General features: G+C 60.2%; 19 protein-coding genes. 5 read left to right on the top strand and 14 right to left on the bottom strand.

Going from position 1 to position 21,575, the window contains the following annotated elements; translation table 11 throughout:
• Positions 1-27: 27 nt before the first annotated feature.
• The 8 genes from KTR60_RS28075 to KTR60_RS28040 form a co-directional block, all read right to left on the bottom strand.
• Positions 28-315: a hypothetical protein gene (locus KTR60_RS28075; protein ID WP_219468414.1), complete on the bottom strand. Its 288-nt coding sequence runs from the start codon at positions 313-315 to the stop codon at positions 28-30.
• Between the two features lie 39 nt (positions 316-354).
• Positions 355-549, bottom strand: a complete 195-nt coding sequence (locus tag KTR60_RS28070) for a hypothetical protein (protein ID WP_007735564.1) — start codon at positions 547-549, stop codon at positions 355-357.
• Positions 550-740: 191 nt separating this feature from the next.
• Complete coding sequence (locus KTR60_RS28065; protein WP_228401503.1) at positions 741-1,133, bottom strand: limonene-1,2-epoxide hydrolase family protein; 393 nt, start codon at positions 1,131-1,133, stop codon at positions 741-743.
• A gap of 44 nt (positions 1,134-1,177) precedes the next feature.
• Positions 1,178-2,314 (bottom strand): PDR/VanB family oxidoreductase, encoded by a 1,137-nt coding sequence (locus tag KTR60_RS28060; RefSeq protein ID WP_125052408.1) that lies wholly within the window; start codon positions 2,312-2,314, stop codon positions 1,178-1,180.
• Positions 2,311-3,216, bottom strand: coding sequence for a metal-dependent hydrolase (locus KTR60_RS28055; RefSeq protein ID WP_228401502.1), 906 nt, complete (start codon positions 3,214-3,216; stop codon positions 2,311-2,313). The genes KTR60_RS28060 and KTR60_RS28055 overlap by 4 nt, the downstream gene beginning before the upstream one ends.
• A 78-nt stretch (positions 3,217-3,294) precedes the next feature.
• A complete protein-coding gene (locus tag KTR60_RS28050) occupies positions 3,295-3,948 on the bottom strand; it encodes a TetR/AcrR family transcriptional regulator (protein WP_219468423.1) in 654 nt (217 codons plus the stop codon).
• A gap of 40 nt (positions 3,949-3,988) precedes the next feature.
• Entirely contained in the window at positions 3,989-5,179 is a 1,191-nt protein-coding gene (locus tag KTR60_RS28045; RefSeq protein WP_219468428.1) for a CaiB/BaiF CoA transferase family protein, read from the bottom strand.
• Positions 5,180-5,181: 2 nt separating this feature from the next.
• Positions 5,182-7,131, bottom strand: coding sequence for a flavin-containing monooxygenase (locus KTR60_RS28040; protein WP_064445148.1), 1,950 nt, complete (start codon positions 7,129-7,131; stop codon positions 5,182-5,184).
• Between the two features lie 153 nt (positions 7,132-7,284).
• Here KTR60_RS28040 and KTR60_RS28035 point away from each other — a divergent pair, with 153 nt between their 5' ends.
• Both KTR60_RS28035 and KTR60_RS28030 read left to right on the top strand, forming a co-directional pair.
• Positions 7,285-8,931 (top strand): class I adenylate-forming enzyme family protein, encoded by a 1,647-nt coding sequence (locus KTR60_RS28035; RefSeq protein WP_228401501.1) that lies wholly within the window; start codon positions 7,285-7,287, stop codon positions 8,929-8,931.
• Positions 8,918-9,598 (top strand): TetR/AcrR family transcriptional regulator, encoded by a 681-nt coding sequence (locus tag KTR60_RS28030; protein WP_007735574.1) that lies wholly within the window; start codon positions 8,918-8,920, stop codon positions 9,596-9,598. The genes KTR60_RS28035 and KTR60_RS28030 overlap by 14 nt, the downstream gene beginning before the upstream one ends.
• A 79-nt stretch (positions 9,599-9,677) precedes the next feature.
• Here KTR60_RS28030 and KTR60_RS28025 read toward each other — a convergent pair whose 3' ends face one another.
• Together KTR60_RS28025 and KTR60_RS28020 are read right to left on the bottom strand one after the other, a co-directional pair.
• Complete coding sequence (locus KTR60_RS28025; protein WP_024487884.1) at positions 9,678-10,847, bottom strand: iron-containing alcohol dehydrogenase; 1,170 nt, start codon at positions 10,845-10,847, stop codon at positions 9,678-9,680.
• Positions 10,848-12,093: 1,246 nt separating this feature from the next.
• Entirely contained in the window at positions 12,094-12,723 is a 630-nt protein-coding gene (locus KTR60_RS28020) for a TetR/AcrR family transcriptional regulator (RefSeq protein ID WP_193594748.1), read from the bottom strand.
• A 134-nt stretch (positions 12,724-12,857) separates the two neighbouring features.
• Between KTR60_RS28020 and KTR60_RS28015 the strand changes: the two genes are divergently transcribed.
• A complete protein-coding gene (locus KTR60_RS28015) occupies positions 12,858-13,718 on the top strand; it encodes a haloalkane dehalogenase (protein WP_228401500.1) in 861 nt (286 codons plus the stop codon).
• Between the two features lie 142 nt (positions 13,719-13,860).
• On the opposite strand, the gene KTR60_RS28010 is transcribed toward KTR60_RS28015, so the two are convergent.
• Both KTR60_RS28010 and KTR60_RS28005 read right to left on the bottom strand, forming a co-directional pair.
• Positions 13,861-14,139, bottom strand: a complete 279-nt coding sequence (locus KTR60_RS28010) for a hypothetical protein (protein ID WP_228401499.1) — start codon at positions 14,137-14,139, stop codon at positions 13,861-13,863.
• A 180-nt stretch (positions 14,140-14,319) separates the two neighbouring features.
• Positions 14,320-14,499 carry a hypothetical protein gene (locus KTR60_RS28005; protein WP_228401498.1) on the bottom strand — a complete coding sequence of 60 codons (180 nt, stop codon included), beginning with the start codon at positions 14,497-14,499 and terminating at the stop codon, positions 14,320-14,322.
• Between the two features lie 541 nt (positions 14,500-15,040).
• Here KTR60_RS28005 and KTR60_RS28000 point away from each other — a divergent pair.
• Both KTR60_RS28000 and KTR60_RS27995 read left to right on the top strand, forming a co-directional pair.
• Positions 15,041-17,215 (top strand): AAA family ATPase, encoded by a 2,175-nt coding sequence (locus KTR60_RS28000; protein ID WP_228401497.1) that lies wholly within the window; start codon positions 15,041-15,043, stop codon positions 17,213-17,215.
• Entirely contained in the window at positions 17,187-18,308 is a 1,122-nt protein-coding gene (locus tag KTR60_RS27995) for a 5-methylcytosine restriction system specificity protein McrC (RefSeq protein ID WP_323374289.1), read from the top strand. Before KTR60_RS28000 ends, KTR60_RS27995 begins: the two co-directional genes overlap by 29 nt.
• Before the next feature lie 617 nt (positions 18,309-18,925).
• On the opposite strand, the gene KTR60_RS27990 is transcribed toward KTR60_RS27995, so the two are convergent.
• Both KTR60_RS27990 and KTR60_RS27985 read right to left on the bottom strand, forming a co-directional pair.
• Complete coding sequence (locus tag KTR60_RS27990; protein WP_134999347.1) at positions 18,926-19,942, bottom strand: hypothetical protein; 1,017 nt, start codon at positions 19,940-19,942, stop codon at positions 18,926-18,928.
• A 595-nt stretch (positions 19,943-20,537) separates the two neighbouring features.
• Positions 20,538-21,521, bottom strand: coding sequence for an NAD(P)H-dependent flavin oxidoreductase (locus KTR60_RS27985; protein WP_228401495.1), 984 nt, complete (start codon positions 21,519-21,521; stop codon positions 20,538-20,540).
• Between the last annotated feature and the right edge of the window lie 54 nt (positions 21,522-21,575).

The raw sequence follows: 21,575 nt of genomic DNA, 5'->3' as shown, positions 1-21,575 counted from the left end.
TCTCGAAGAAAGTTGCGGAACTACTCGTCAGTTGAGCACCCGTCGACCGTCGGCTCGATACCGGCCCCTGGATGCCCCGACCCGTCGACAATTCTCGTTGCACCTCAGTCGAGTCGTACTGAGGGTATCGAGGTGAGATCGGGTCACCGTGGTGATCTGCTCGGAGTCGGTGGGCATCTTCGACGACTGCCTGCCCTCGGTAGTGGGATCTGCTGAACTGATCGTGCATCCCGAGAGCAGCAGTGCTGCAAGGGCTCCGCCGAGGAGGATCGACTCCACCGATCGCCGGCGGTCGTGGTTTATGGGTGGATTCACCGAAACTCCTTTATTCGTGAACATGTTGCGCCCGGAAAGTCATCCAGCCGGCGGCCAGAAGACAAACGCGGCGGACAGCAGAGCAAGGGTGAGGACCGCGGTGGCATTGGCGGCGCGAACAAAGACGTACTGCTCCGCATCCTCGGTGCCGAGGCACAGCGGGGTCAGCTGCAAGGCCAGCGACAACATCCCGGTACCGAGCGCGCCGAGGGCGAACAATTGTCGAGAATCCATCAGCGGTATCCAATCCCGTTGCAGTCCAAAGGAACAACGAGCTGGTCACATGCGCGAACGTAGACTCGGCGAGAGTTCTCCGCACCAGCGGCCGAACTCCTGAACCGAGGATGCAGTCGAGAAGCTGCAGGGGGAGATTTCAGCATCTGGTGAGGACTCCCCGGCAAAATGCGACACAAAACGTCGCTACTTCAGGTGGTTGGGCCGAATCGCAATCCGCGGAGCAGTCGGCGGTAGGAGAAGCGGTCGTCCCAAATGCGAAGCAGGCCGTTTGCGAATGTGTAGTGGCCGTCTACGTCGAGGTGCATGGCAAACCATCCGATGCGGATGATCTCTCTTCGCCGGGAGGACACGGTGTTGTGGTCGGTGGTCATCGTGAGCACTTCCACGACCTCGTACCTGGTGATCAGGCGAGAGACGATCGTGAGCGCCCGTTCGACGCGTTCGCTTCCACGCACGCTGGGCAGGCCGGTGTTGCGCCATTCGATGTCGGGATCGACGAGTGCGCGCACGGCATCGGCGTCCATTTCCTCCAGTGCGATCAGCAGGTCCACCATTCGCGATGTCAGTTGATCGTCGTTCAACAGGTACTCCGGTCGTCTGGAATTGTGTTTTCTCATCGGTGGATTCATGTGGTGACCGTCAGGCAGGGACTGTTGCTCCGCGAAACGCACAGGAGCATCTTGCCGGCGGCGCGCTCGGCTGGGCTCAACGAATTGTCACGATGATCGACGTCGCCGTCGCTGACGTGGACCATGCAGGTGCCGCAGAAGCCCTGACGACATGAATAGGGGGCTTTCGGGTTCACACGCAGGACCGCGTCCAGTGCGGTCTGGTCGGCGGCGACATCGATGACCTGACCGGTGCGAGCCAGTTGGATGCGGAAGGGTCGTCCATCGACGACCGGTGCGGCGGAGAAGCGTTCGGCGTGCACTTCCACACCGGGCTCGTTGCGCACACTAGCTGTGATCAGGTCCATCATCGGGACCGGACCGCAACAGTAGATCGCGTCGCCGCTGCGGACATTCGGCGGGAGAAGATCGTTCGCTGCGGGTAGGCCGTATTCGTCGTCGGTGCGGATGGTGACCCGATCACCAAACGGCGACAATTCCTCGAGGAACGGTAGTGTGCGGCGCTCGCGACCGACGTACATCAGCGACCAATCCAGGCCCATGCGCTCCGCCTCGCGGACCATCGGCAGTATCGGTGTGATGCCGATGCCACCCGCCACGAAGTGAACGCGCTTCGCGCGCTCGATTCGCCCGGGTTCGACGAACCCGAACGCGTTGCGTGGACCGCGAACGCCGACGACGGTACCGACTGGCAACTCGTCGTGCACCTCGTTCGATCCGCCGCCACCATCAGGAATCCGGCGTACCGCGATCCGGTAGCAGCGTCGATCGGCGGGATCGCCGCACAGCGAGTACTGACGTATCCGTCCCGAGGGCAGGTACAGGTCGAGGTGTGCCCCGGGATACCACCGTTCGAGGTCGCTGCCGTCAGGTGCTCGCAGTTCGAGACTGACCACGTCGTTGTCGGTGGCCACCGTCGTGCGCTCCGACACCGTGAGCGTTGTCTTGTACTCGTCGATCCGGTTTTCCGGTGGCTCGTCGCGATGAATCAAGACCGCCAACTTGACCTGCGTGGAGACCAGGACATCCAGAATGCGCAGAATCGAGTCGCGGCGCTTGCCGCGACGTAGGTCGACCGGGATCTCGCGGGGGGCCGGCCACCGCTGTGTGAGTTCGGGCGCGTTGGGTGTCATGTGTTGACCCGCTTGGCCGCTGGCGATTGCGCGATGTAGGCGAGGGCCTGGGCGGTGGACCCCACACTGTCGGGGTGAAATCCCGGCACGAACGTCGACACACCGCTCCAGAACCATTTCGATACACCAGGCACCAGTCCGCGGCGTCCGGTGCGGACGAATTCCAGTAGCAATCGTGGATAACCGATGTTCGGCGTGTTGGGGTCGTTGCGGCTCAGATACATCGCAGCACGGAGCAACCACCCCAAAAAGATTGGCCACGTGATGATCATGGAGATACAGCGGCGAAAGTAGCCGACTCCGAAGTACGTGGCGACCTCGTGTGCCACGGCACGATGCTCGACCTCTTCGGCCCCATGCCACCGATAGAGGTCAAGCATCTGCGGATCCGCGCCGAATTTCTCCAAGTCCGCGTTCAACGCCCAGTCGCCCACGAACGCGAACATATGCTCCGAAGACGCGCAAATCCCGAGACGCTCGATCAGGCGCTGCCGGACGGCCTGCGGATCGGAGTCGTCACCGATGCCCAAAGTTCTACGGAAGAAATACTGCATCTGGCGGTTGAACGGGGCCGGGTCGATCCCGTGCCGTGTGAACACCTGATTCATGACCTCGTCATGCGCCTCTGCGTGCAGCAGTTCTTGACCCATGAAACCGAGCATGTCCTCGCGAAGCTTCTCGTCGTGCACGTCCGGGAGGGCCTGCTCGAAGGCCTGGATCATCATCCGTTCGCCCTCCGGGATGACGAGGTTCATCGAGCTGAGGAGGTATGAGGCGATCGGCTCGTTCGGCAACCACACCAAAGGCGCTTTCTCCCAGTCGAAATCGACTCGCCGCGGACGGATCGCTACCCGGCCGGGCGGTGCGATCGGACTCTGTGTCAGTCCACTCGTAATTCGCATGACCACTCCTCATTCATAAGTACGCATCAGTACTTTTGAATGAGCATGGCGATCTACCCTTGGCTTGTCAACACCGGACTACGAAGGGTTGGACGAGAGATCCAGTACCCGTTCAAGGAAGGACATGATCGGCGCATGAAGATTCATGTACGAATTCGACCCGTCAACCACCTGGCGGTAGAACAACTCGTTGCAACCGCCGATCGCCGCGAGAAACACTTCACGCCCCGGGGCTTCTGAAGACTTGGACGAGTAGCCGACGAGCAATGCATCGGCGAGCAGTTCCACGTACTCGTTGCGCTTCGCCACCCCGGCCGGGCCGGTCACAGGTAGGTCCACCACCCAGGCTCGCACGAACTCCGGTTCGGACGAACACGTCTCGAGATACTTCTCGATGACAGCCGAAAGCTGTTCGTGTAGAGATAAATTGGCGGTCGAGCTTTGTGTCGAGGTGATGTTGGAGACGATCACCTCGATGCCGGCGTCGATCGCCGCGATCAAGCACGCTTCTTTGCTCTCGAACTGCTTGTAGAAAGCTTGACGAGACACCCTGGCACGCCCGACGACGTCGGCGATCGTGGTCGAGGCGATCCCCTTCTCCGCCGTCGACGAGATCACCGCACGCAGAATGCGATCGCGTTGCGCGTCTTGGACCTCGTCCACAGCCAGTCGGCCGCGGCCACGCGGCAACCCGGGGAGGTCGCGATCGAACGATCCAGCCAGCCTGCGCATACCGAAATCGTAGCCCGCCTGGCGCCATCGGTTCTCTCGCTCACCACGTCTGTGGACCAACCGCCATGCGAGTGGACCGATGTCGAGTGGAATTGCCCCCGTGGTGCTCTGAGGCAATCTCCCATCGCGACACGGTTGCGTCCAGTTCGTCGTTTCTCCGTGGTGGGGCTGCTCCCTGTGACGAGTCCAGCCGTGGTGCGGCGGAGGGCATCGAAAAGCCTCCTGCATCGACGAAGGCCGTTCGCTGTATTGCATGGTCGTGGAGTGTTGCCTCGTGGAGTGTGAGCACGGGTGTGACACAAGCGTTCAGGCCGTCGAAGACGTCGACCCAGGCGTCGCGATCGTGTGTGGCGAAGGTTCTGCCGAAGTGTTCGGACAAGTCGTCCCAGTTCGATTGGTCCCAGCGATTCGGCAACGAGGCGGGATCCAATCCGAGTCCGAACACGAAGCGGTCGTAGTACACGTCTTCGAGGGCCCCTACCGCCATGTACCTGTGGTCTGCGCACTCGTACGCGCGGTAGAACGGGGCAGATCCGTCGAGGAGGTTGGTTCCACGACGGGCTGACCAGCGGCCGGCATGCTGCCACGATCGGACGAGCGCAGTCAACGAACTGGCGCCGTCGACCATCGCTGTATCCACCACCTGGCCTCGGCCAGTGCGTTCTCTTTCGTGCAGCGCGGCAAGTACTCCTACGAGCAGGAACATCGATCCGCCGCCGAAGTTCCCGACGTAGTTCAGCGGCGGTGACGGCGGCCCGGAAGCCGGTCCGAGCTGTTCGAGCGCGCCCGAAAGCGCAAGGTAGTTCAGGTCGTGCCCGGCTTCTCGGGCCATCGGTCCCTTCTGGCCCCAGCCACTCATCCGGCCGTAGATCAGCCCCGGATTGTCCTGCAGGCAGATCTCGGAGCCCAGGCCGAGCTTCTCCATCGTGCCGGGCCGAGAGCCCTCCATCAGGACGTCCGCTCGGCCGATCAGCCTGCGCACCTTGGCGAGATCTTCGGTCTTGGTCAGATCTGCAGTGAGTTCGGTCCGCCCTCGGAGCATCCCCGCATTCGCATCGTCGATTCCGTCATCTGCTCCCATCGAGATGGGGCGCACGATGCGCACGACATCGGCGCCAAGATCTGCCAACATCAGACCGGCGTGCAGTAGCGGCCCTATGGCCTCCATTTCAATGACCCGGATACCCGACAGCGGCCCGCCGTGCACTCCGCCGGTGGCTTCTTCCTGCATGATCACCCTCGCGCGGTCGGAGTCGGGACCGACTCGGAGCGTGCCGGCTCGGTACGAAAATCTGCCGGGTCGACTCGGTAGGTCATGGCCCAGTAGTCGTTGATCCGCCACGGAAGGACCGACACGACGCGACCGTCCGGGTTTCGGTACCAGTTCTCCATTGCCGGATGGGTCCAGACCATCTGTGCGTGCTGTCGGTCGACGGCCTCGTTGTATCGATCGTTGACCTCGGCCCGGCACTCCATCGCGCCGAGGTTTTCCGATTGCATCAACTTCAAGGCATCCATGATGTAGCGGACCTGACATTCCAGGATCGTGATGAAGCTTCCCCCATGTCCCAGGCCGGTGTTCGGTCCGGTCATGACGAAGAAATTGGGGAAGTCAGGAACTGTGATTCCCAGGTAGGCGCGCGCGTCGTGCTCGCCCCAGATTTCTCCGGTGGACCGGCCGGATCGACCGACGATGTCCATCGGGTAAAGAACGCGCACACTGTGGAAACCCGTCGCCATGACAATGACGTCCAGCTGGTGCTCGACGCCGTTCGTGTCGACGAGTCCAGAAGGTGTCAGGGCGTCGACTCCGTGGGGCACCAGTGTGACGTCGGGCTTACGAAGCATCGTGAACCAGCCATTGTCCAGCAGCATTCGCTTACCAAAGGGTGGATAGTCCGGAAGAGATGCCTCGATCAGATCTGTTCGATCACCCAGCTGATCGCGGAGATAGCGTTCGTAGAACTTGCGATGACCATGGTTGGTCGCATTGATCGAGGCGCTCGGCTCTGGCCAGTCGGGGTCGACCTGGAGGGACGAGTACACCTTGTCGTTGAAGATCCACGACAGACGCGCCCGGTACCACTCGCGATAGCCGGGGATGTTGTCCATCAGCCAGTGGACGCCGTCGTCGATGGTCGTGAAGTAGTCGTCGTTCGGTGCGATCCACTGTGGTGAGCGCTGGAAGATCGTCAGCGATCCGACACGATCCGCGATGGCCGGGCCGATCTGCATAGCACTGGCTCCGGTACCGACGATGCCCACTCGCTTTCCGCGGAGCGACTCGGGATCGTCGAGCTCGTTCGGCCACTCGGCGGAGTGGAAGAGGCGACCACGGAAGGTCTCGATTCCCGGTAGATGCGGGATCTTGGGACGATTGAGCAGACCGACCGCGCTGATCAGGATGGGAGCCTCGAGGGTCTCCGGCGCCTCACCTGGTCGCTGGACGGACACACGCCAACTCTGTTTCGACTCCTCGAACTCGGCGCGCGTCACCTCATGGCGGAAGCGGACATTGCGCCGGATGTCGTTGGCCTCCGCAAAGTCCTCGAGATATCCCTGAACCTCGTCGCGCTTGCCGAAGTGGGTCGACCAGTTACGAGGGAACGACGAGATCGAGTAAAGGTGGCTCGGTGTATCAACTCCGGCGCCCGGATAGCGGTTCTCCCACCATGATCCGCCGACGTCGTCGTTCTTCTCCAGGATCACGTGAGGGATTCCAGCGCGGGTGAGCTCGACGGAGGCCAGCATCCCCGCGATGCCGGCTCCGATCACGATGGCGTGGAGTCGCTCGTCGCACTCGGCGGTGGCAGGCTTGATCTGCGGACCATTGACTATCTCCGCCATCATCGGCGCGAAGTCCGGCGGCACGGTCTCGCTGCAGGTGAAGTTGAGGATTCGCTCGACTTCCGAGCTGTCCAGCGTCCGCCGGGACGGCTCGTCCAGCGTCCACCAGCGTTCCACTGCGTCGATCAACGCGCTCCGGATTTCGGACTGAACTTCCTCCGGAAGTCCTCCCGTGGAGTTGTCATCCATGCCCCGACTGCGCGTGGGTTGATAGCGGGGTGCCACCCACCGCTCATCGGCGGTCAGCTCCAGCAACACGGCGAGCATGGTCGGAACGTTGCCCCGTAACACCGCCGAACGCAGGTGGTCACGGTCCAGGTCAGTGACGATAGTCATGTCATGCAGGCTAACAGCCGTTAGCGACACAACCAAGTGTGATTTCGATATTCCCATTGTTGCTTGGAAACTCTGCTTGACCCGCGTGGATGCCGATGACAGTATGAGCCACATCATACTAACCGCGGTAAGCATTCAGGAAGTTGAGGAACCATGGATCTGTCGACAAGTGTCGAATCGGATGCCACTGATGTGCGACGGAGTTCAGGTCCGCTTGTCCGATCCCTCACAGCGACCCAGTCGTCACCGCTAGGGCGAGCGACGTTGGGCGACCAGCTACGCCGCCACTCGCAGAGTCGATACTCGAAGCCGGCGATCGTGTCGTATGCCCCAGGTGGTCGACGCACCGTGACCACCTACGGTGCGCTCAATCAGGATGCCAACCGGGCATCCCACATGTTCCTCGGACTCGGTGTTTCCCGCGGTGACCGGGTCGCCGTGATGGCCCGCAATCGCGTGGAGTCGATAGTCGCCTACTACGGTGCTCTCAAAATAGGGGCGGTGTACTCCGGCATCAATGTCCTTTTCGGACCGAACGAAGTGGCTCAACAGATCGGGCACCTCGAGCCCGCGGTTGTGGTCGTGGCCGCGGAATTCCTGCCGGTACTGGAAGAAGCGCTGGCGGGACTCGGTACCCGCCCCGAAATCATTGTTCTCGACAGCACGGACGAGTTCGGCGGCCACTGCTTCGATCAACTCCTCGAGTTCTCGTCGCCGACAGAGCCGGATTGCGATGTCGACGAGCACGATCTCGCAATGATCGTGTACACCAGTGGAACCGAGGCGGCTCCGAAGGGCGTCATGCTGCCGCATCGCAACTACCTGGTCTCCACCGCACCTGCGTACACGTGGGGACTGCGATGCCTGGACGATGACGTCTGGCTCTACGTCATGCCATTCCACACCATTGCCGGAATCGGCTCCCTGACCTCGCTCCTGCTATTGGGAGCGACGCTCGTGCTCCCGGCCAGCCTCGCGCCTGCCGACGCTTTGCACATGATCAAAGCGGAGCAGATCACCGTCCTGGCTCAAACCCCGACGTTCTTCATCTCGCTCGCAGATCATCCTGACTTCGGTCCTGAGACTGTCGGGACCATCCAGCGCTGCCTGACCTATGGAGGTCAGGTCTCGCCGCGAACGGTGGACGCATGGCACCACGCGGCGCCCGCATCGGTGTGGGGCACCTACTGGGGTCAGTCCGAGTTGACGCAGTTGGGCTCCGTCGGCTGGTTCAAGCGACTCGAGGACATTCCCGATCAGGATCCGACCTGGATCGGCAAGCCTGTAGGCCATCTCGAGGTCAAGGTGGTCGATGCCGACGGAAATGAAGCAGAGCGAGGTGAACTCCTCTGTCGCACGCCGTCGGTGATGCTGGGTTACTACAAGGATCCCGAGAAGACCGCCGCTGTCCTCGACGGTGGTTGGGTCCACACCGGCGACATCGTACGTCGCGATTCGGAGGGCAACATGTTCTTCCTCGATCGCAGCAAGGACATGATCAAGACGGGCGGCTACAACGTGTCCTCGCAGGAGGTCGAGCGCGTACTACAAGCCCACCCCGAGGTGTCGCGCGCCGCCGTCGTGGGACTTCCGGACGAATACTGGTCCGAGGCGGTCACAGGCTTCGTCATCGTCATAGACGGCAGCGACCTCACCGGCCAGGAGTTGCGAGACCACTGCAAGACCGTGCTCGCAGGCTATAAGGTTCCAAAGGCGATCAAGATTGTGGATGAGCTGCCCACGGACCCTCAGGGGAAGCTGCTCAAGAGAGAACTACGCCGCCTGTATGCAAAGGACTGAAACGCTGAACATCGATCCTGCCAGCAGCGCGACACCCGGATCCGGTCGACCACGGCTTGAAGGGCTTCCAAGCAGACGTGACGACATACTGGCCGCGGCGGCCGAATACTTCGCTGATCAGGGCTACCACTCGGCAGGCATGCGTGGCATCGCAGATTCGGTGGGAATCAAGGGCGCGAGCCTCTACAACCACTTCACCTCGAAAGAGGAGATCCTCTACGCGATCGCGCTCAAGATGACCCGGGACCCGGTCGAGGAGCATCTACTTGTCCTCGACGAGACTGGAACTCCGGTCGAGCGACTCACCTCGCTGATCGATGTTCATCTGCGGTATTTGGCGATGAACAGGGTCGAGCATCTGGTAAGCCTACGAGAGATCTCGGCGCTTACCGACGAACACCGTATGAGGGTGCTCGAGTACCGCAAGTACTACCAGAGGCGTGTGCGCGATGTGATTGCTGCCGGGGTCCGCGCCGGAGAGTTCGAGATCGCCGACCCACAGCGTGCGGCTGTTGCGGTGCTCGACCTCATGAATGGCGTGAGCTGGTGGCTTCGAGACGACCACGATATCGAGGCGCTGGTGGCAACCTACGTGGATTACATCGTCGTCGGAATTCTCCGTCACCGTCCCGGAACGCAGAGTGGTAACGGCGGTACGCCCAGCTGACGGTTACGCCCGTTCAGCCCGAAAACAGGTGATCCCCCTCCACCCGACGTGGAGGGGGATCACTTGTTTTCGAGCTCGATCAGAGTGCCCGCCGCAACAAAGGAACCAAAGCATCCGGATTCGCGATGGGGTTCGGATTGGTCCCGCACCAGATGTCCTTGAACGTGTACGTAGCCAGACTGGGGAGGTCGTTTTCGGTCAGCCCGACTTCTCCCAGCGATCTCGGCATGCCGAGCCGCCGGATGAGCGAGTCCGCCAACTCGTGTGCGGGCGTTTGCGGCGCACCCAAGGACGCACTGATCAGCGCCTGGCGATGCTCGTTGACTTCGCGGTTGTACTCGAGCGCGAAGGGCGCCATGACGCAGGAGGTGTACCCGTGTGGGACGTTGAACGAACCGCCGAGTGCATGCCCGACGGCATGGCTGACGCCCATGTCGAGGCCTGCGACGATCGCGACCATTGACGACCACGCACCGACCTGGCACATCAGCCGCGCATCCACGTCGTCGGTGTTCTCCTTCACTCGGACGAGTCCTTCGGAGAGCAGTCGTATGGCGTTCATCGCCATCCCGTCGTAGTACCCGTTCGATTCGAGCGAGCCCAGGGTCTCGAAGGCGTGGTCCAGTGCGCGAACCCCGGTCGACAGCCACAGCCACTCCGGAGTGTGCAGCGTGAGTGCAGGATCGAGGATGACAGCCTTCGGGGTCATCGCCGGATGCAAGTAACCCTCTTTGACGTTGCTCGTCTCATCCGTCGACCCGGCCAACGCGTTGAACTCACCTCCCGCCAGGGTCGTGGGCGCCACCACTACCGGGATCTTCGGGGCGGAGAAGGTGGGGGCGGTCACCGATGTGTCGGGATTGACCTGCAGGTGGTAGGCGTCCATTTGCGATGCCTCGCGAACTCCGTGCTCCAGAGTGATTGCAAGGATCTTCGCCAGGTCCGTCGCCGATCCGCCGCCCACGCACAACAGCATGTCCGGATCGGCGTCGGCAGCAACTCGGGTGGCAGCAATGACGTCTTCGCGCGGTACATGAGGTCGAACCGCATCGAACAGTCCCACGAATCGATCACCCAATGCCTCGATCACCCGAGCGATCTCGTCGGTCTGCGAGTTGAGCGTCCCGCTACATACGACGAAGACTCGGTTCGCCCCGAGCAACTCTGCTTCCTGGGCCGCGGCCTCCGCGACCGGAGCGCCAATGCGGACTCTCTCCATGGACGGCAGAGAGACAAGTGATGACTGCACGGCAATACCATCTTTCTTTCTTGATCCTCAATCCACCACGACGTCGTCAAGAGCGCTCAGCTCTCGCTCGGTCTGTTCAGGAGTGGGATAGAGCGTGGATCCGGCGCTGGGAAATGTCTCGCACCCCGTCGCAGGCTAACAGTGGTTACCCTATAGGAAATTTGTGGCGCACGCCACAATCGTTTGTCTTTTTGGCCAGCGGAACCAGAGGGCGAGGTTAGTCCGTGGGCGTCAATACTGACTTGATCTGCAGTTTTTCAGAAATCCTCATGGCTCCCGGCGGCGCGCCGTTGCATCTCCAGTGGAGGGCGAGAATCGGTTACGGTGGATTCGAGCCCCAAAATGTCGAAGTACCTAACAGCCGATTGCCTAATTTCGGGAACAGCTGCGCGATGACGCCTGGGTTGAGTACTGGGGCTGTAGCCATCACTGGCACTTGGTGACGGACGCCGAATCCAGTGCGCACCCTTCCCGGCACTCAGGTGAATGGTGTCGACGGCGCGACATGCATCGACTTCGCCGTGGAGAAGCGCCTCGAACTTTCCTTGGTCGGAACAGCGGCACTGAGGTGAACAATTATCGCGAGGTATGCCGCGGGTTGATCCAGCTGGTTCGTGGTGGCAGCAGATTGACCGTTGCTTGGTCGACGTGCCGCGCGCCAAACAGGCGAACTATCTTCTGGTGCTGCTGAGTTCGCTCGCGGTGTGGTTGATTGTGCTGCGAGGCAGATCTCGGTTTGCGGCATTTCACCAGACGCCTCGCCGTCGGGTCACGAAACATGACTACCGTGCCGACACGGTGTTCAGGTGGGCACAGAACCTGCACCAGAGAACCGGTCTCAGTCGGATGCCGACGCGATTCGTGGCCATACGACGAACACATTTCAACCCACCAACCAGTAGTGACAAGGGCTGTGAGGACCGTGGGATACCAAGTGCTCCCGGGCTTCCAATCTGAAGGCCGGGACCTCACCGCATCCACTACGCCTGTTCAGTTGCTGAAAACACCATCATCGCCAGGAAATTCGGTGGTGAATGGCGCGGAGGTTGTCGAAAAGTACAGGCCGATCGGGCAAAGTAGATCCGGAACCTACGGCCTTCTGTCGTTGACGTAATCCTGCGAGAGGAAGCACGACTACACGGTCATAGGTCTTGGCACCGGCATTGTGCGAATTCGGCTCCATTAGTCCTGGTAGGCATTGGTCCGTGGCGGAAAATCGACGACGGGTCGGTCTAAGGCGCCTCGGTTACGTCGATCGGGTCGCACGAATCTCCGGCGGGAAGGCTATGCCTCGCAAATAGGCGGCGAGGATGGATTCAGGGGATGTGTTCTCTTGGATGATCGTTCGGTGAAAGACCAGCGCATCCGTGAGGGTGATCAACTCGTCGACTCGTTCGTCGGAACTCGGCAGACCTGCTCTGTCGAAAAGTATCGCTGTCACTTCTCGGCTTATGGCGTGAACCTCGGACTGTGTTGTCAGCTTTCTTCGAAGCAGTGGTTCGTCACCGAGTTCGAGAACAAGGGCGTAGCGCGCCTTCATGTCGTCGCGGCGGTCCGAAAGTGTCTCGACAAGTTCGGTGATCACGCCTGCCAGATCAGAAATGCTCAGTTGGTGCTCACCTTGTGCCGTTGCATTGAGAAAGGCTGCAGCTTGTTTGGCGTCAGCTATCGCGCGTTCGGCAAGGGTGTTGACGATGAGTTCGAGGAGCGCGAGTCGAGTTCTTGCATGGTGCGAGGTCGCGCCCTGGGGGATTCCGGCTTCTATATCGACCACTCGGTGAGTGAGCGCGCGAACTCCGTCACGGGCAATGACACGAATGGCGCTGTTGGCGATCAGCTCTCGACGGTCATGGCTGCCAGCCGCTTGTGTAGACACGATTCGATGCTACAGGTGTAGCGTAGCAAACATGCTGCTGCTACAGGTGTAGCGAGAATGTCGTGCGTGATATTCGAATACGCGCTGGGTCTATTGCGCGACATGGGGAGATAGGTCGGACAAGGAGGCACCACGTGATGATCGATTTCGTTCCAGACAAGACTGTGTACCCGTTCGAGTCGCGCTGGTTCGACTCGTCTGCCGGTCGAGTTCACTACATCGACGAGGGGACGGGTCCGCCGATTGTGTTCTGCCACGGCTCCCCTACATGGAGTTTCCTCTATCGGAAAGTCGTGGCGGGGCTGCGCGACCGGTACCGGTGCATTGCGGTGGACTACCTGGGCTTCGGGTTGTCCGAGCGGCCGCACAATTTCGGATACAGAATTTCACAGCACACGACGATTTTAGGTCAACTGATCGACCATCTTCAATTGGACGGCTTTGTCTTGATGGGGCAGGACTGGGGTGGACCTATCGGGCTGGGCACGGCAACCGAGCGGGCAGATCGAGTCAGAGGGATCGTGCTTGGCAACACGGTGTTCTGGCCGATCGAGCCACTGGCCAATCAAGCATTCAGCGTGATCATGAGTAGCCGACCCATGCAACGCCGGATACTCGAGCAGAATCTCCTTGTGGAGCGTTTCTTGCTCGGGGAACTTGGCCGCACGTTAACCGAGGAGGAGGCTGACCACTATCGCAATGTGCAACCTACAGAGGAATCGCGGCGTGGACTCGCGGTCATGCCCAAGGAAATCCGTGCCGCACGAACACAGTTGGCCCAACTCGCCCAGGACGTGCCCGCGCTACTGGGGGACAAACCGGCTCTTGCAGTGTGGGGGATGCGGGATAGGGTGTTCCGTCCGAAAGCGTGTATCCCGCGGATACGCGAGACGTTCACCGACCTTGACGTCGTCGAACTACCTCATGCACGGCATTTCATCCAGGAGCACGCGCCCGATGAAATCATCGTGGCCATTGCGAATCGATTTCCGTGATTGTCGGGTCATCCACGGCTGCTGTTGAACTCAGAGTTCAGCTCGTGGTCAGCGAACCAAAGACCCTACGTCGGCCACGATCGGGCTGCACGCGAGTGAGGGGACCGCTTCGGTCGACGGCATGAGCGGGGTCAGGTAAGTGTCAGGCCCACCCCGGTTTGACATCGCGAAGCCTGGGGAGGCCGTCCCATTCGACGAGCGGAGCGGATTGCCACCACCAATCGGGATCGGAGTGAACGCCGTCGATGGAGAATCGGCCGGTGATGGCCAGCAGTAACTCGGGCGCCCTGCCCAAAGTCAGATCGATCCAGGGAAAAACCCGCGACACTGTTCTCGCACAAACATTTTCGGGAAGAATCAGCCCGACACCCACGGCACGTGCTGCGTCGGTGCCGTGAACCAGTATTTCGGTGACAGCCATGCCAGCCCACCCTGGCGCGTCAGCTGATCCGCTGGGGTGGAACGCACGTTCCTCCGCGAGGTCGCGGAGCAGAGCGGCGAGTACATGTGCGGACGAAAGGACGTTGTCGAGATGCTCGGATACGGGGGCATCGCGACCGTCGTGCAGGACCTGTAGTTTGGCGTCGGCCCGTCTCGCTACCTAGCCGCTGTAGAAGAGCAGCGCGTCGCTGATGTGCTCGATCGTGTGCGTCGCAGTCCATTGAGTCGGTTCTGCCGTGTTCGACCACCGCGGTGAGTGGTCCGGTATCGCGGTGAGCGCGTGCAGCGCTTTTGCGGCCGACACCACGTCGTCAGGTGTCGGTTCGGCCGATGCGGTCATGGTGTTCGGATCTGTGGTCGTGTCGGGTTAGGGGCAGCGTAGCGCGTCGACGAGAGTGGGCGCTCCGCTGTTTTGGTCGCCTGTTCGATTCGACGCGACCGCTGCGTCGCACTTTGATGTGGTCAACTAGTTTCTTGCTGCACGCCAGCAAAGGGGGTGGTGCTTTGCGTTATGGCGACGAGCATTCCGTCATCCGAGCCTGACTGGTGCATTTCGCCTGGGCTCCAAAGCACTGCCTCCCCGAAGTATCCGAGAACCGTTGTCCGCCCTTATCTGATGCCCAAACCGGGCTTTCGATGACGACGAACAGTTGCCAACGGCGTGTGGATGCCTACCTATCAAGGTATTTGGCTGGCACAACAGGCATGAGTGCTGAACTCTCCATCGCCCGTCGACCGGGGTTATCTATTTGTTGGCGTAGTGGTTATGCCTACAGTTTGCAAGAGAACAAGTTCGGCTGTGGGTGTGTCGTCTCGGCGACGCGCCGGACCGACTCACATACGTCCGCGAACAGTGGGCGATCTTGGCTTAGAGTTCCAATGTGACGGAGTACTGGGGGATTCATAATGATCAGCCGAGTATCGATCCTCTATTCGATGGCGCGGTGCGACTCGGATGGGACGAGCTTCGAGACCTTGCTGTTCTGCAACCTACGAGAAATGCGTTTAAAGTCGCTGTAGCCGAGGCTTTTCCGGATAAACCTGGATCGGTTGCTTCCTGGGCCGGGACTCTGTATCGATTTGTGCATACGCTCGCCGTAGGCGATATTGTGATTTGCCCGGATCGGGCGAATAGGACAGTCAAGATTGGCCGGATCAGTGGTGAGTATGAGTTCCATGCTGAGGCTGATCTGTACCGTCACTGGCGCCCAGTCGACTGGCTTGCCACAGGGATATCAAGGGATCAGCTATCCGTCCCCGCCCAGAACGAGATCAGCGCAGCGGTGTCGCTATTCACCGTCACTACCGCCAAGGACGAGATCGCGCGGTTGGTTGTCGATCCACGCTCGGTGAACGAGCAAGAGAATTTTAGATGGGTGGCGTTCTACCAAGAACTCGCGGATGCAGTCATTGCGTTCCGTAACGATCGGAAAGGGCTTCTCGATCGACTGTGGAAGGTTGCGGAGGTACCAGGGCTGGAGCGCTACTTCCGCTACATGCGTTCGGATCTTCATGAGGACGGATCGCGTGGAGCTATGCGCGACATCGATCCCTTCACCGTGTTCGGTCCGTTCAACCGTGGTGTGACCGAGTCTGCACGCGCGCGGATCGCAGATAGTTACCGAACTGTTTTCTCGATCACCGCTGCGGCACCGACTTCGTTCACGGGAGTGCCGGTTGTCAACAACTTGAACTCATGGTTCATCCGTTATGAAAACGAACGTGGCCCAGACGAAGTCGACTGTCTGTGGGAATTGGCAGAGGCTGCCATTGCCTACGCCGCACACGGCAACGAAGACACCCGGGAAGTCCTGGTGACCGCATTCGACGCGGCCGCCAGGGGCAACACCAGACAACTCTCGATGGGAATCTACTGGATTCGCCCCGAGACTTTTACCGCCTACGACCAAGTCAACGCAGGTTTTTTGATCGACCAGCATCGTGAGCTCGCCGAGAAACTGGCACTGCGGTCGAAGATCGACGGTGAACAGTTCCTAGCAAACACTGAGCAGATGGAGGCCTGGATCGCCCAGGAGACCACGCCGTTCCGTTCAATACCGGAGTTGTCCGCTGCTGCTTGGCGCTTCGCCAGCAAAGAGCCCGAACTTGTATTCGAGCCGGCCGACATCGCAGGGCAGACAGGGTCCGAGAGCGATCCGCTTGAAGTTGACATCTACACCCTCGATTCCATCATCGAGGATGGCTCCTTTATCTCACACCCTGAACTTGAGACGATTCGCGAACGACTTCTGTCGAAGAAGAACTTGATATTGCAAGGCCCACCAGGAACTGGGAAGACTTGGCTGGCAAGACGACTGGCATGGACAATCTGCAACGAGCGTGACAGCAGCCGTGTCACCGTCATTCAATTCCACCCGTCCTTGTCGTACGAAGACTTCGTGCGGGGGTGGCGGCCGGCTCGCGGAGGCCAACTCGATCTAGCTGATGGACCATTCCTGGATTTGTGTCGGCACGCAGCTCAACATTCTGACCAGAGCTATGTACTGGTGATCGAGGAAATCAACCGCGGGAACCCGGCGCAGATATTCGGTGAGCTCCTCACCCTCCTCGAAGCTGACAAACGAAGTCTGACCAACGCCATGCGTCTGGCCTACCCACGAAATGACGACGAACGCTTCCATGTCCCACCGAACCTGTACGTCATCGGGACGATGAACGTCGCGGACAGGTCCCTGGCATTGGTAGACATGGCACTTCGCCGCCGCTTCGCATTCATCGAACTCGAACCACAGTTCGGCACTGCATGGACTGAACACGTCAGCGGCCTGGGCTACGACTTGGAGACTCTCGAACGATTCGGCGCCCGTATGCAAACAGTGAACACACAGATTACGGCGGATCGGGCCTTGGGTCGGCAGTTTTGCATCGGTCATAGTTTCTTCACCCCGAGCTCGTCATTCGGGGCGGTAGATCTGACCACATCGCAGTGGCTTGAACGAGTGGTTCTGACCGAGATTAGGCCGCTTCTCGAGGAATACTGGTTCGACCGCCCAGGCATAGTCGACGATGTGCTCACCACGCTACTGGGAAGTTGACGCGATGCGGGTTCCGGTACGTAATCTCTGGCTTCTACAGCTTTTCGCGTCCGACCTGTACCGAGATCACGGTAGCGAGTTTGCTGGTGCGGAGGAGCTTTCCGACGATCTTCCCAGGCTCGTCGCCCAGATGTTGGCCGACGAAGTGGAAAGCAGGTTGCACACAGGATTGTCCGTCGGTTTCAGTCGAACGGGCTCGAACCTGAATCGGGTTCGGGGCAGAATCGATGTACTCAACACTGCTCGACACAGACTTCTCGAGAGGGGCCTGGTGCGGTGTCGGTACGACACTCTGGTTACAGATACTGCGCCCAATCGGTTAGTTCGAACCGCGCTACACACCGCAGCCGTGCTAATTCCGGATCGGCCGCGCTACCGGTCCTTAGTGCTACAACTGGAAGCTGCGGGAGTGACAGGACTGACACCGCACCCGGATATTTTATCGTCGTTGCTACGCCAGCGGCTCCTGGCACGAGACCATCGCATGCTCTCTCTTGCCGAGCTTCTGTTGAAGATGTCGATTCCAGATCCCGGTCAGGACGCGTTCGTCACTGTGGCGCCCGATGATTCGGACCACTATCTCCGAAAGCTGTTCGAACATGCCACGTACGGCTTTTTCCGTCACACTCTGGTTCGCCAAGGATGGTCGGTGGTGCACGGCGCGCCGTTGCACTGGCGCACCGACCGAATCTCCGAGGGCATGAACCCTGTACTACCTGGAATGTTCACGGACATCACACTCAGGGCACCGTTGCGCCAGGGAGAAAGTGCGCGGCGGCGTGTTGTGATCGACACCAAGTTCACTGCTATCACCAATGCGGGCTACTACCGATCAACCACACTGAACAGCGGGCATTTGTACCAGATTTACGCCTACCTGATGTCTCAGCATCATGTGAGCGACGAGCATCGCCAGGCCGAAGGTCTCATGCTGCACCCCGTCGTAGACGGGCACTTCGATGAGGATGTGGAAATTCAGGGCCATCGGATTCGATTCGCCACAGTTGATTTGCGTGGCTCCGGAAGATCTATCACTCGGCATCTGATGTCGGCTATCTCCCGGAGCTGCGACACCAACACATCGACGCCGTGACGCGGAAATTCGCCCCCGGCAATCGATGCGGAGCAACATGACGCATGAATATCTGGAAGCGCGACGGCATGAAACATTTGGGAGAAACTATGGAAGGAACGCCGCGCAGTTCAGCTGATGAACGAGTTCCGCCGGCGAGTGCGGAACCACTCCATCGAGTTCTGAAATTGCAGCACCCGAAGAGAATTCGAAGGTTCCTTCTTCCGAGATTCCCTCCGCCGAAGTTGACCATTGCAGTCGGTCCGGCAAAGTTAGTCGAGATCCTCGGCTTCTACAGGACTCCGCGGTTACGTATACCCACGGTGAATCCACTGCTGCCGCACGACGCGAACTGTTTCTTCAACTGGATGGACCGTTAGTTCCCGGACATGATTTCAGGGGTTCGATTACCTGTATATCGAAAAGGAGGTAATGCGTTACGTGCGTGAGCAAGGTGTCACCAAGGAGCAGATCACGGTGATGCTGTTCGACGTTCCCTGCCGCTGTTTCGAGAACGTGAGGACTTATTCGAGTGAGACCGCTGCGCGCGTCCGCCACTGCGGTTCTGAGAGCGCGGTGCCACATCGGCAACCGCCCTTCTGCTTGCCGCGCCACACTCGCCGGAGGCTCTGGTCGTGTCACTCGCCCTCGATCAATGGATCTTCCAGTTCGAGAAGCGCGACCTCGTCCGGATGCAAGTTTTCGTTCGGATCCACGGATCGGGTCAACCGGTCGTTTGGACCCAATTCTTCTGGCGCCTGGATGATCTGAAGACCTTGTGCCAAGATCTCGACTCGTCCACGGTTCTCGTTGCTCGTGAGATCTGCTGCGAAAGCAGCAGCTACGGCGTCGCGTGCCAGAGCCTCCGCCAGGTCCCAATCATGGATGTAATCCTCGACCGAAAGGTTCGCTTCTCGCCGGCTCAGCGCGGCCGAAGTGCATCCTTGAAAGTAGAGAGCGACCAACTCCTGAGCACCGTCCCATTCCGCCTCCAGGCCGAGGGCTACCGTGTTCTCCCGCAACGCGGATCGAAGGTCGAGCGCGTCAGCTGCTCTCATCGGGGGTGACGCGCGCACCTTGCTCACGTACTCCTCGAACCCGATCGCGGCGACAGTCCCGACGACATCGATTACTGCGGGCCAATTCGGCCCCAGATGGCTGCCGAGGTCGACGTCCGTGATGGTTGTCGACTCGATGTGTCGGACAAGCGAATCGAGCGAACGATCTGCGTCGTCGTAGAGTCCATCTCGTTGCGCCTGACGAAGCCACTCCGCTTCTGCGACTATCGCATCTCCGGGAATCGAACCGGCGTTCTCGAAAGCTTCATCAATGGATAGCTCAGTACCGACAGCGACTTGGGGCCCCCAAGCCGCTCCGTTGACTCGCAAGAGCTGCGCAGCAGTCTGTACCACGTTCGTCAAACGAACCGACGCGTCAGAAGAGCGACGCAACGTAGCTGCATCGGGCCTCGACGGGATGGGTTCACACGCTGGATTGTGCCGTCCACGTTCCGCTTTCGTGATGGTCTCTTCGATATTCGCAGAGGATGGGCGTGCAGCGAAGATCTTCGATACACCGATAGCACCAGCAGTAGCCACAGCGATGATCAATCCCGCTGCAACGAATTTCGCCCTCCGGGTCGGTACCGCATGCATGCTCTTGATTCCCCTTCGGTGTGCCCCGGACGATGCGAGCGAAATATCGGATTCTATCGCGAACGCTATCGGGCGCGTGAGACTTCAGTGTTCGGTCAAGCGCAAGATTGTTGCGGGGATCGGGGCGCCATAGGGAGTAGGTGCCTTGAAAGGGTTGTCAGACGACTTCGACGATCGCACAGTCGGGACGGGCGCGCCGGGCTCTCGTCCTTGCTGTATGCAGTCGAAGCCAAGAAATGTCGGTGGACGTAATGGGGGAGCTGCTGCGGGCCGACGGTGATGTTTTGGTAGCCCCATGGCCACAACGTCGAGTAGATCGTGTTCGGTGCCGATCGAAATCCTTGCGGTCGTCACTCTGATGACCCCAAGCAATTCGGAGTACACCTCCTTTCCTCGTCCTGACGTCAATGATCGTCCGGATGCACCCGAAACGATCGAGCGGCGATGGCAAGCCGCGAGGCGATCTGGAAGAGCTCCCCGTCACCGCACGACGCATCGAGGACGAGGTATCGGCGGCACGCGGGTCGACGAGCGCAACGGCAGGGGCATTCGCGAAGAACTGGCCGACGGTAGCGCCCAGTGGGTTCGGACGTAGTCAGGCGCTGACCGGGTCCAGGAGGCCGGTAAGCCGTCCGGCAATCAGTGCTTCGGCCTCTGTGACAATTCGTTCCACCAATTCACCCACTGTGGGGATGTCGTGAATCAATCCTTGCACAGTCCCAGCCGTCCAGATGCCAGCCTCCTGGTCGCCGCTGTCGAACACCGCTCTGCCCCGCGCACCGGCCACAAGATGTCGAACGTCTTCGAATTTGCCACCACTGGAGAGGATTTCGACAACTTCTTGGCTGATGCTGTTGCGTGCTACCCGTGCGGTATTGCGTAGTGACCTGAAAATCAGTTCCGTGTCGACCTCCGAGGCAGCCACTATCGCCTCTTTGATGTTGCGGTGAATCGGGGACTCCTCGGTACACATGAACCGAGTGCCCATGTTGATGCCGTCGGCGCCAAGCGTCAGGGCGGCCACCAATCCTCGCGCGTCGGCAAATCCACCGGACGCGATCATGGGAATGCTGATCCGCTCTGCTGCTGCAGCGATGAGGACGAGACCCGGTACGTCGTCTTCCCCTGGATGCCCGGCACATTCGAACCCGTCGATGCTGATGCCGTCGACACCGAGGGCCTGGGCTTTGACCGCGTGGCGGACGCTGGTGCACTTGTGGAGAACCTTGATGCCTGCGCCGTGAAAGTGCGGCAGATGGGGCGCGGGAGACGATCCGGCTGTCTCGACGACTTTCACTCCGCAGTCGATGATCACGTTGCGATACTCATCGTAGGGCGGGGGCGTGATCGTGGGGAGGATTGTGAGATTGACTCCGAACGGTTGGTCGGTGAGCTCGCGCGTTCGGGATATTTCTCGGGCAAGATCGTCAGGTGTCGGCTGTGTCAGGGCAGTGAGCATGCCGAGCGCGCCGGCGTTTGCAACTGCCGCTACGAGTTCTGCTCTCCCCACCCATTGCATGCCGCCCTGCACGATTGGGTGGCGAACTCCGAATGTCTCGGTAAATGCGGTGGTCAGCACTGGACATCTCCTCGATGGTGCATGGCTATCTGTTTGTCAGTTACGTTGGTGCAA

It is taken from the genome of Rhodococcus sp. C1, from assembly GCF_020809065.1.
Lineage (GTDB): Bacteria > Actinomycetota > Actinomycetes > Mycobacteriales > Mycobacteriaceae > Rhodococcus_F > Rhodococcus_F qingshengii.
The sequence above is the reverse complement of the archived record's forward strand: the minus strand, read 5'-3'. Positions and strand labels throughout refer to the sequence as shown.

Excerpts from the sequence above, each read along its gene's own strand:
- KTR60_RS28070 (WP_007735564.1), bottom strand. The coding sequence starts at position 549 with ATGGATTCTCGACAATTGTTCGCCCTCGGCGCGCTCGGTACCGGGATG.
- KTR60_RS28060 (WP_125052408.1), bottom strand. The coding sequence starts at position 2,314 with ATGACACCCAACGCGCCCGAACTCACACAGCGGTGGCCGGCCCCCCGC.
- KTR60_RS28055 (WP_228401502.1), bottom strand. The coding sequence starts at position 3,216 with ATGCGAATTACGAGTGGACTGACACAGAGTCCGATCGCACCGCCCGGC.
- KTR60_RS28050 (WP_219468423.1), bottom strand. The coding sequence starts at position 3,948 with ATGCGCAGGCTGGCTGGATCGTTCGATCGCGACCTCCCCGGGTTGCCG.
- KTR60_RS28045 (WP_219468428.1), bottom strand. The coding sequence starts at position 5,179 with ATGCAGGAAGAAGCCACCGGCGGAGTGCACGGCGGGCCGCTGTCGGGT.
- KTR60_RS28040 (WP_064445148.1), bottom strand. The coding sequence starts at position 7,131 with ATGACTATCGTCACTGACCTGGACCGTGACCACCTGCGTTCGGCGGTG.
- KTR60_RS28035 (WP_228401501.1), top strand. The coding sequence starts at position 7,285 with ATGGATCTGTCGACAAGTGTCGAATCGGATGCCACTGATGTGCGACGG.
- KTR60_RS28030 (WP_007735574.1), top strand. The coding sequence starts at position 8,918 with ATGCAAAGGACTGAAACGCTGAACATCGATCCTGCCAGCAGCGCGACA.
- KTR60_RS28010 (WP_228401499.1), bottom strand. The coding sequence starts at position 14,139 with ATGGCTGTCACCGAAATACTGGTTCACGGCACCGACGCAGCACGTGCC.
- KTR60_RS28005 (WP_228401498.1), bottom strand. The coding sequence starts at position 14,499 with ATGACCGCATCGGCCGAACCGACACCTGACGACGTGGTGTCGGCCGCA.
- KTR60_RS27995 (WP_323374289.1), top strand. The coding sequence starts at position 17,187 with ATGTGCTCACCACGCTACTGGGAAGTTGACGCGATGCGGGTTCCGGTA.
- KTR60_RS27990 (WP_134999347.1), bottom strand. The coding sequence starts at position 19,942 with ATGCATGCGGTACCGACCCGGAGGGCGAAATTCGTTGCAGCGGGATTG.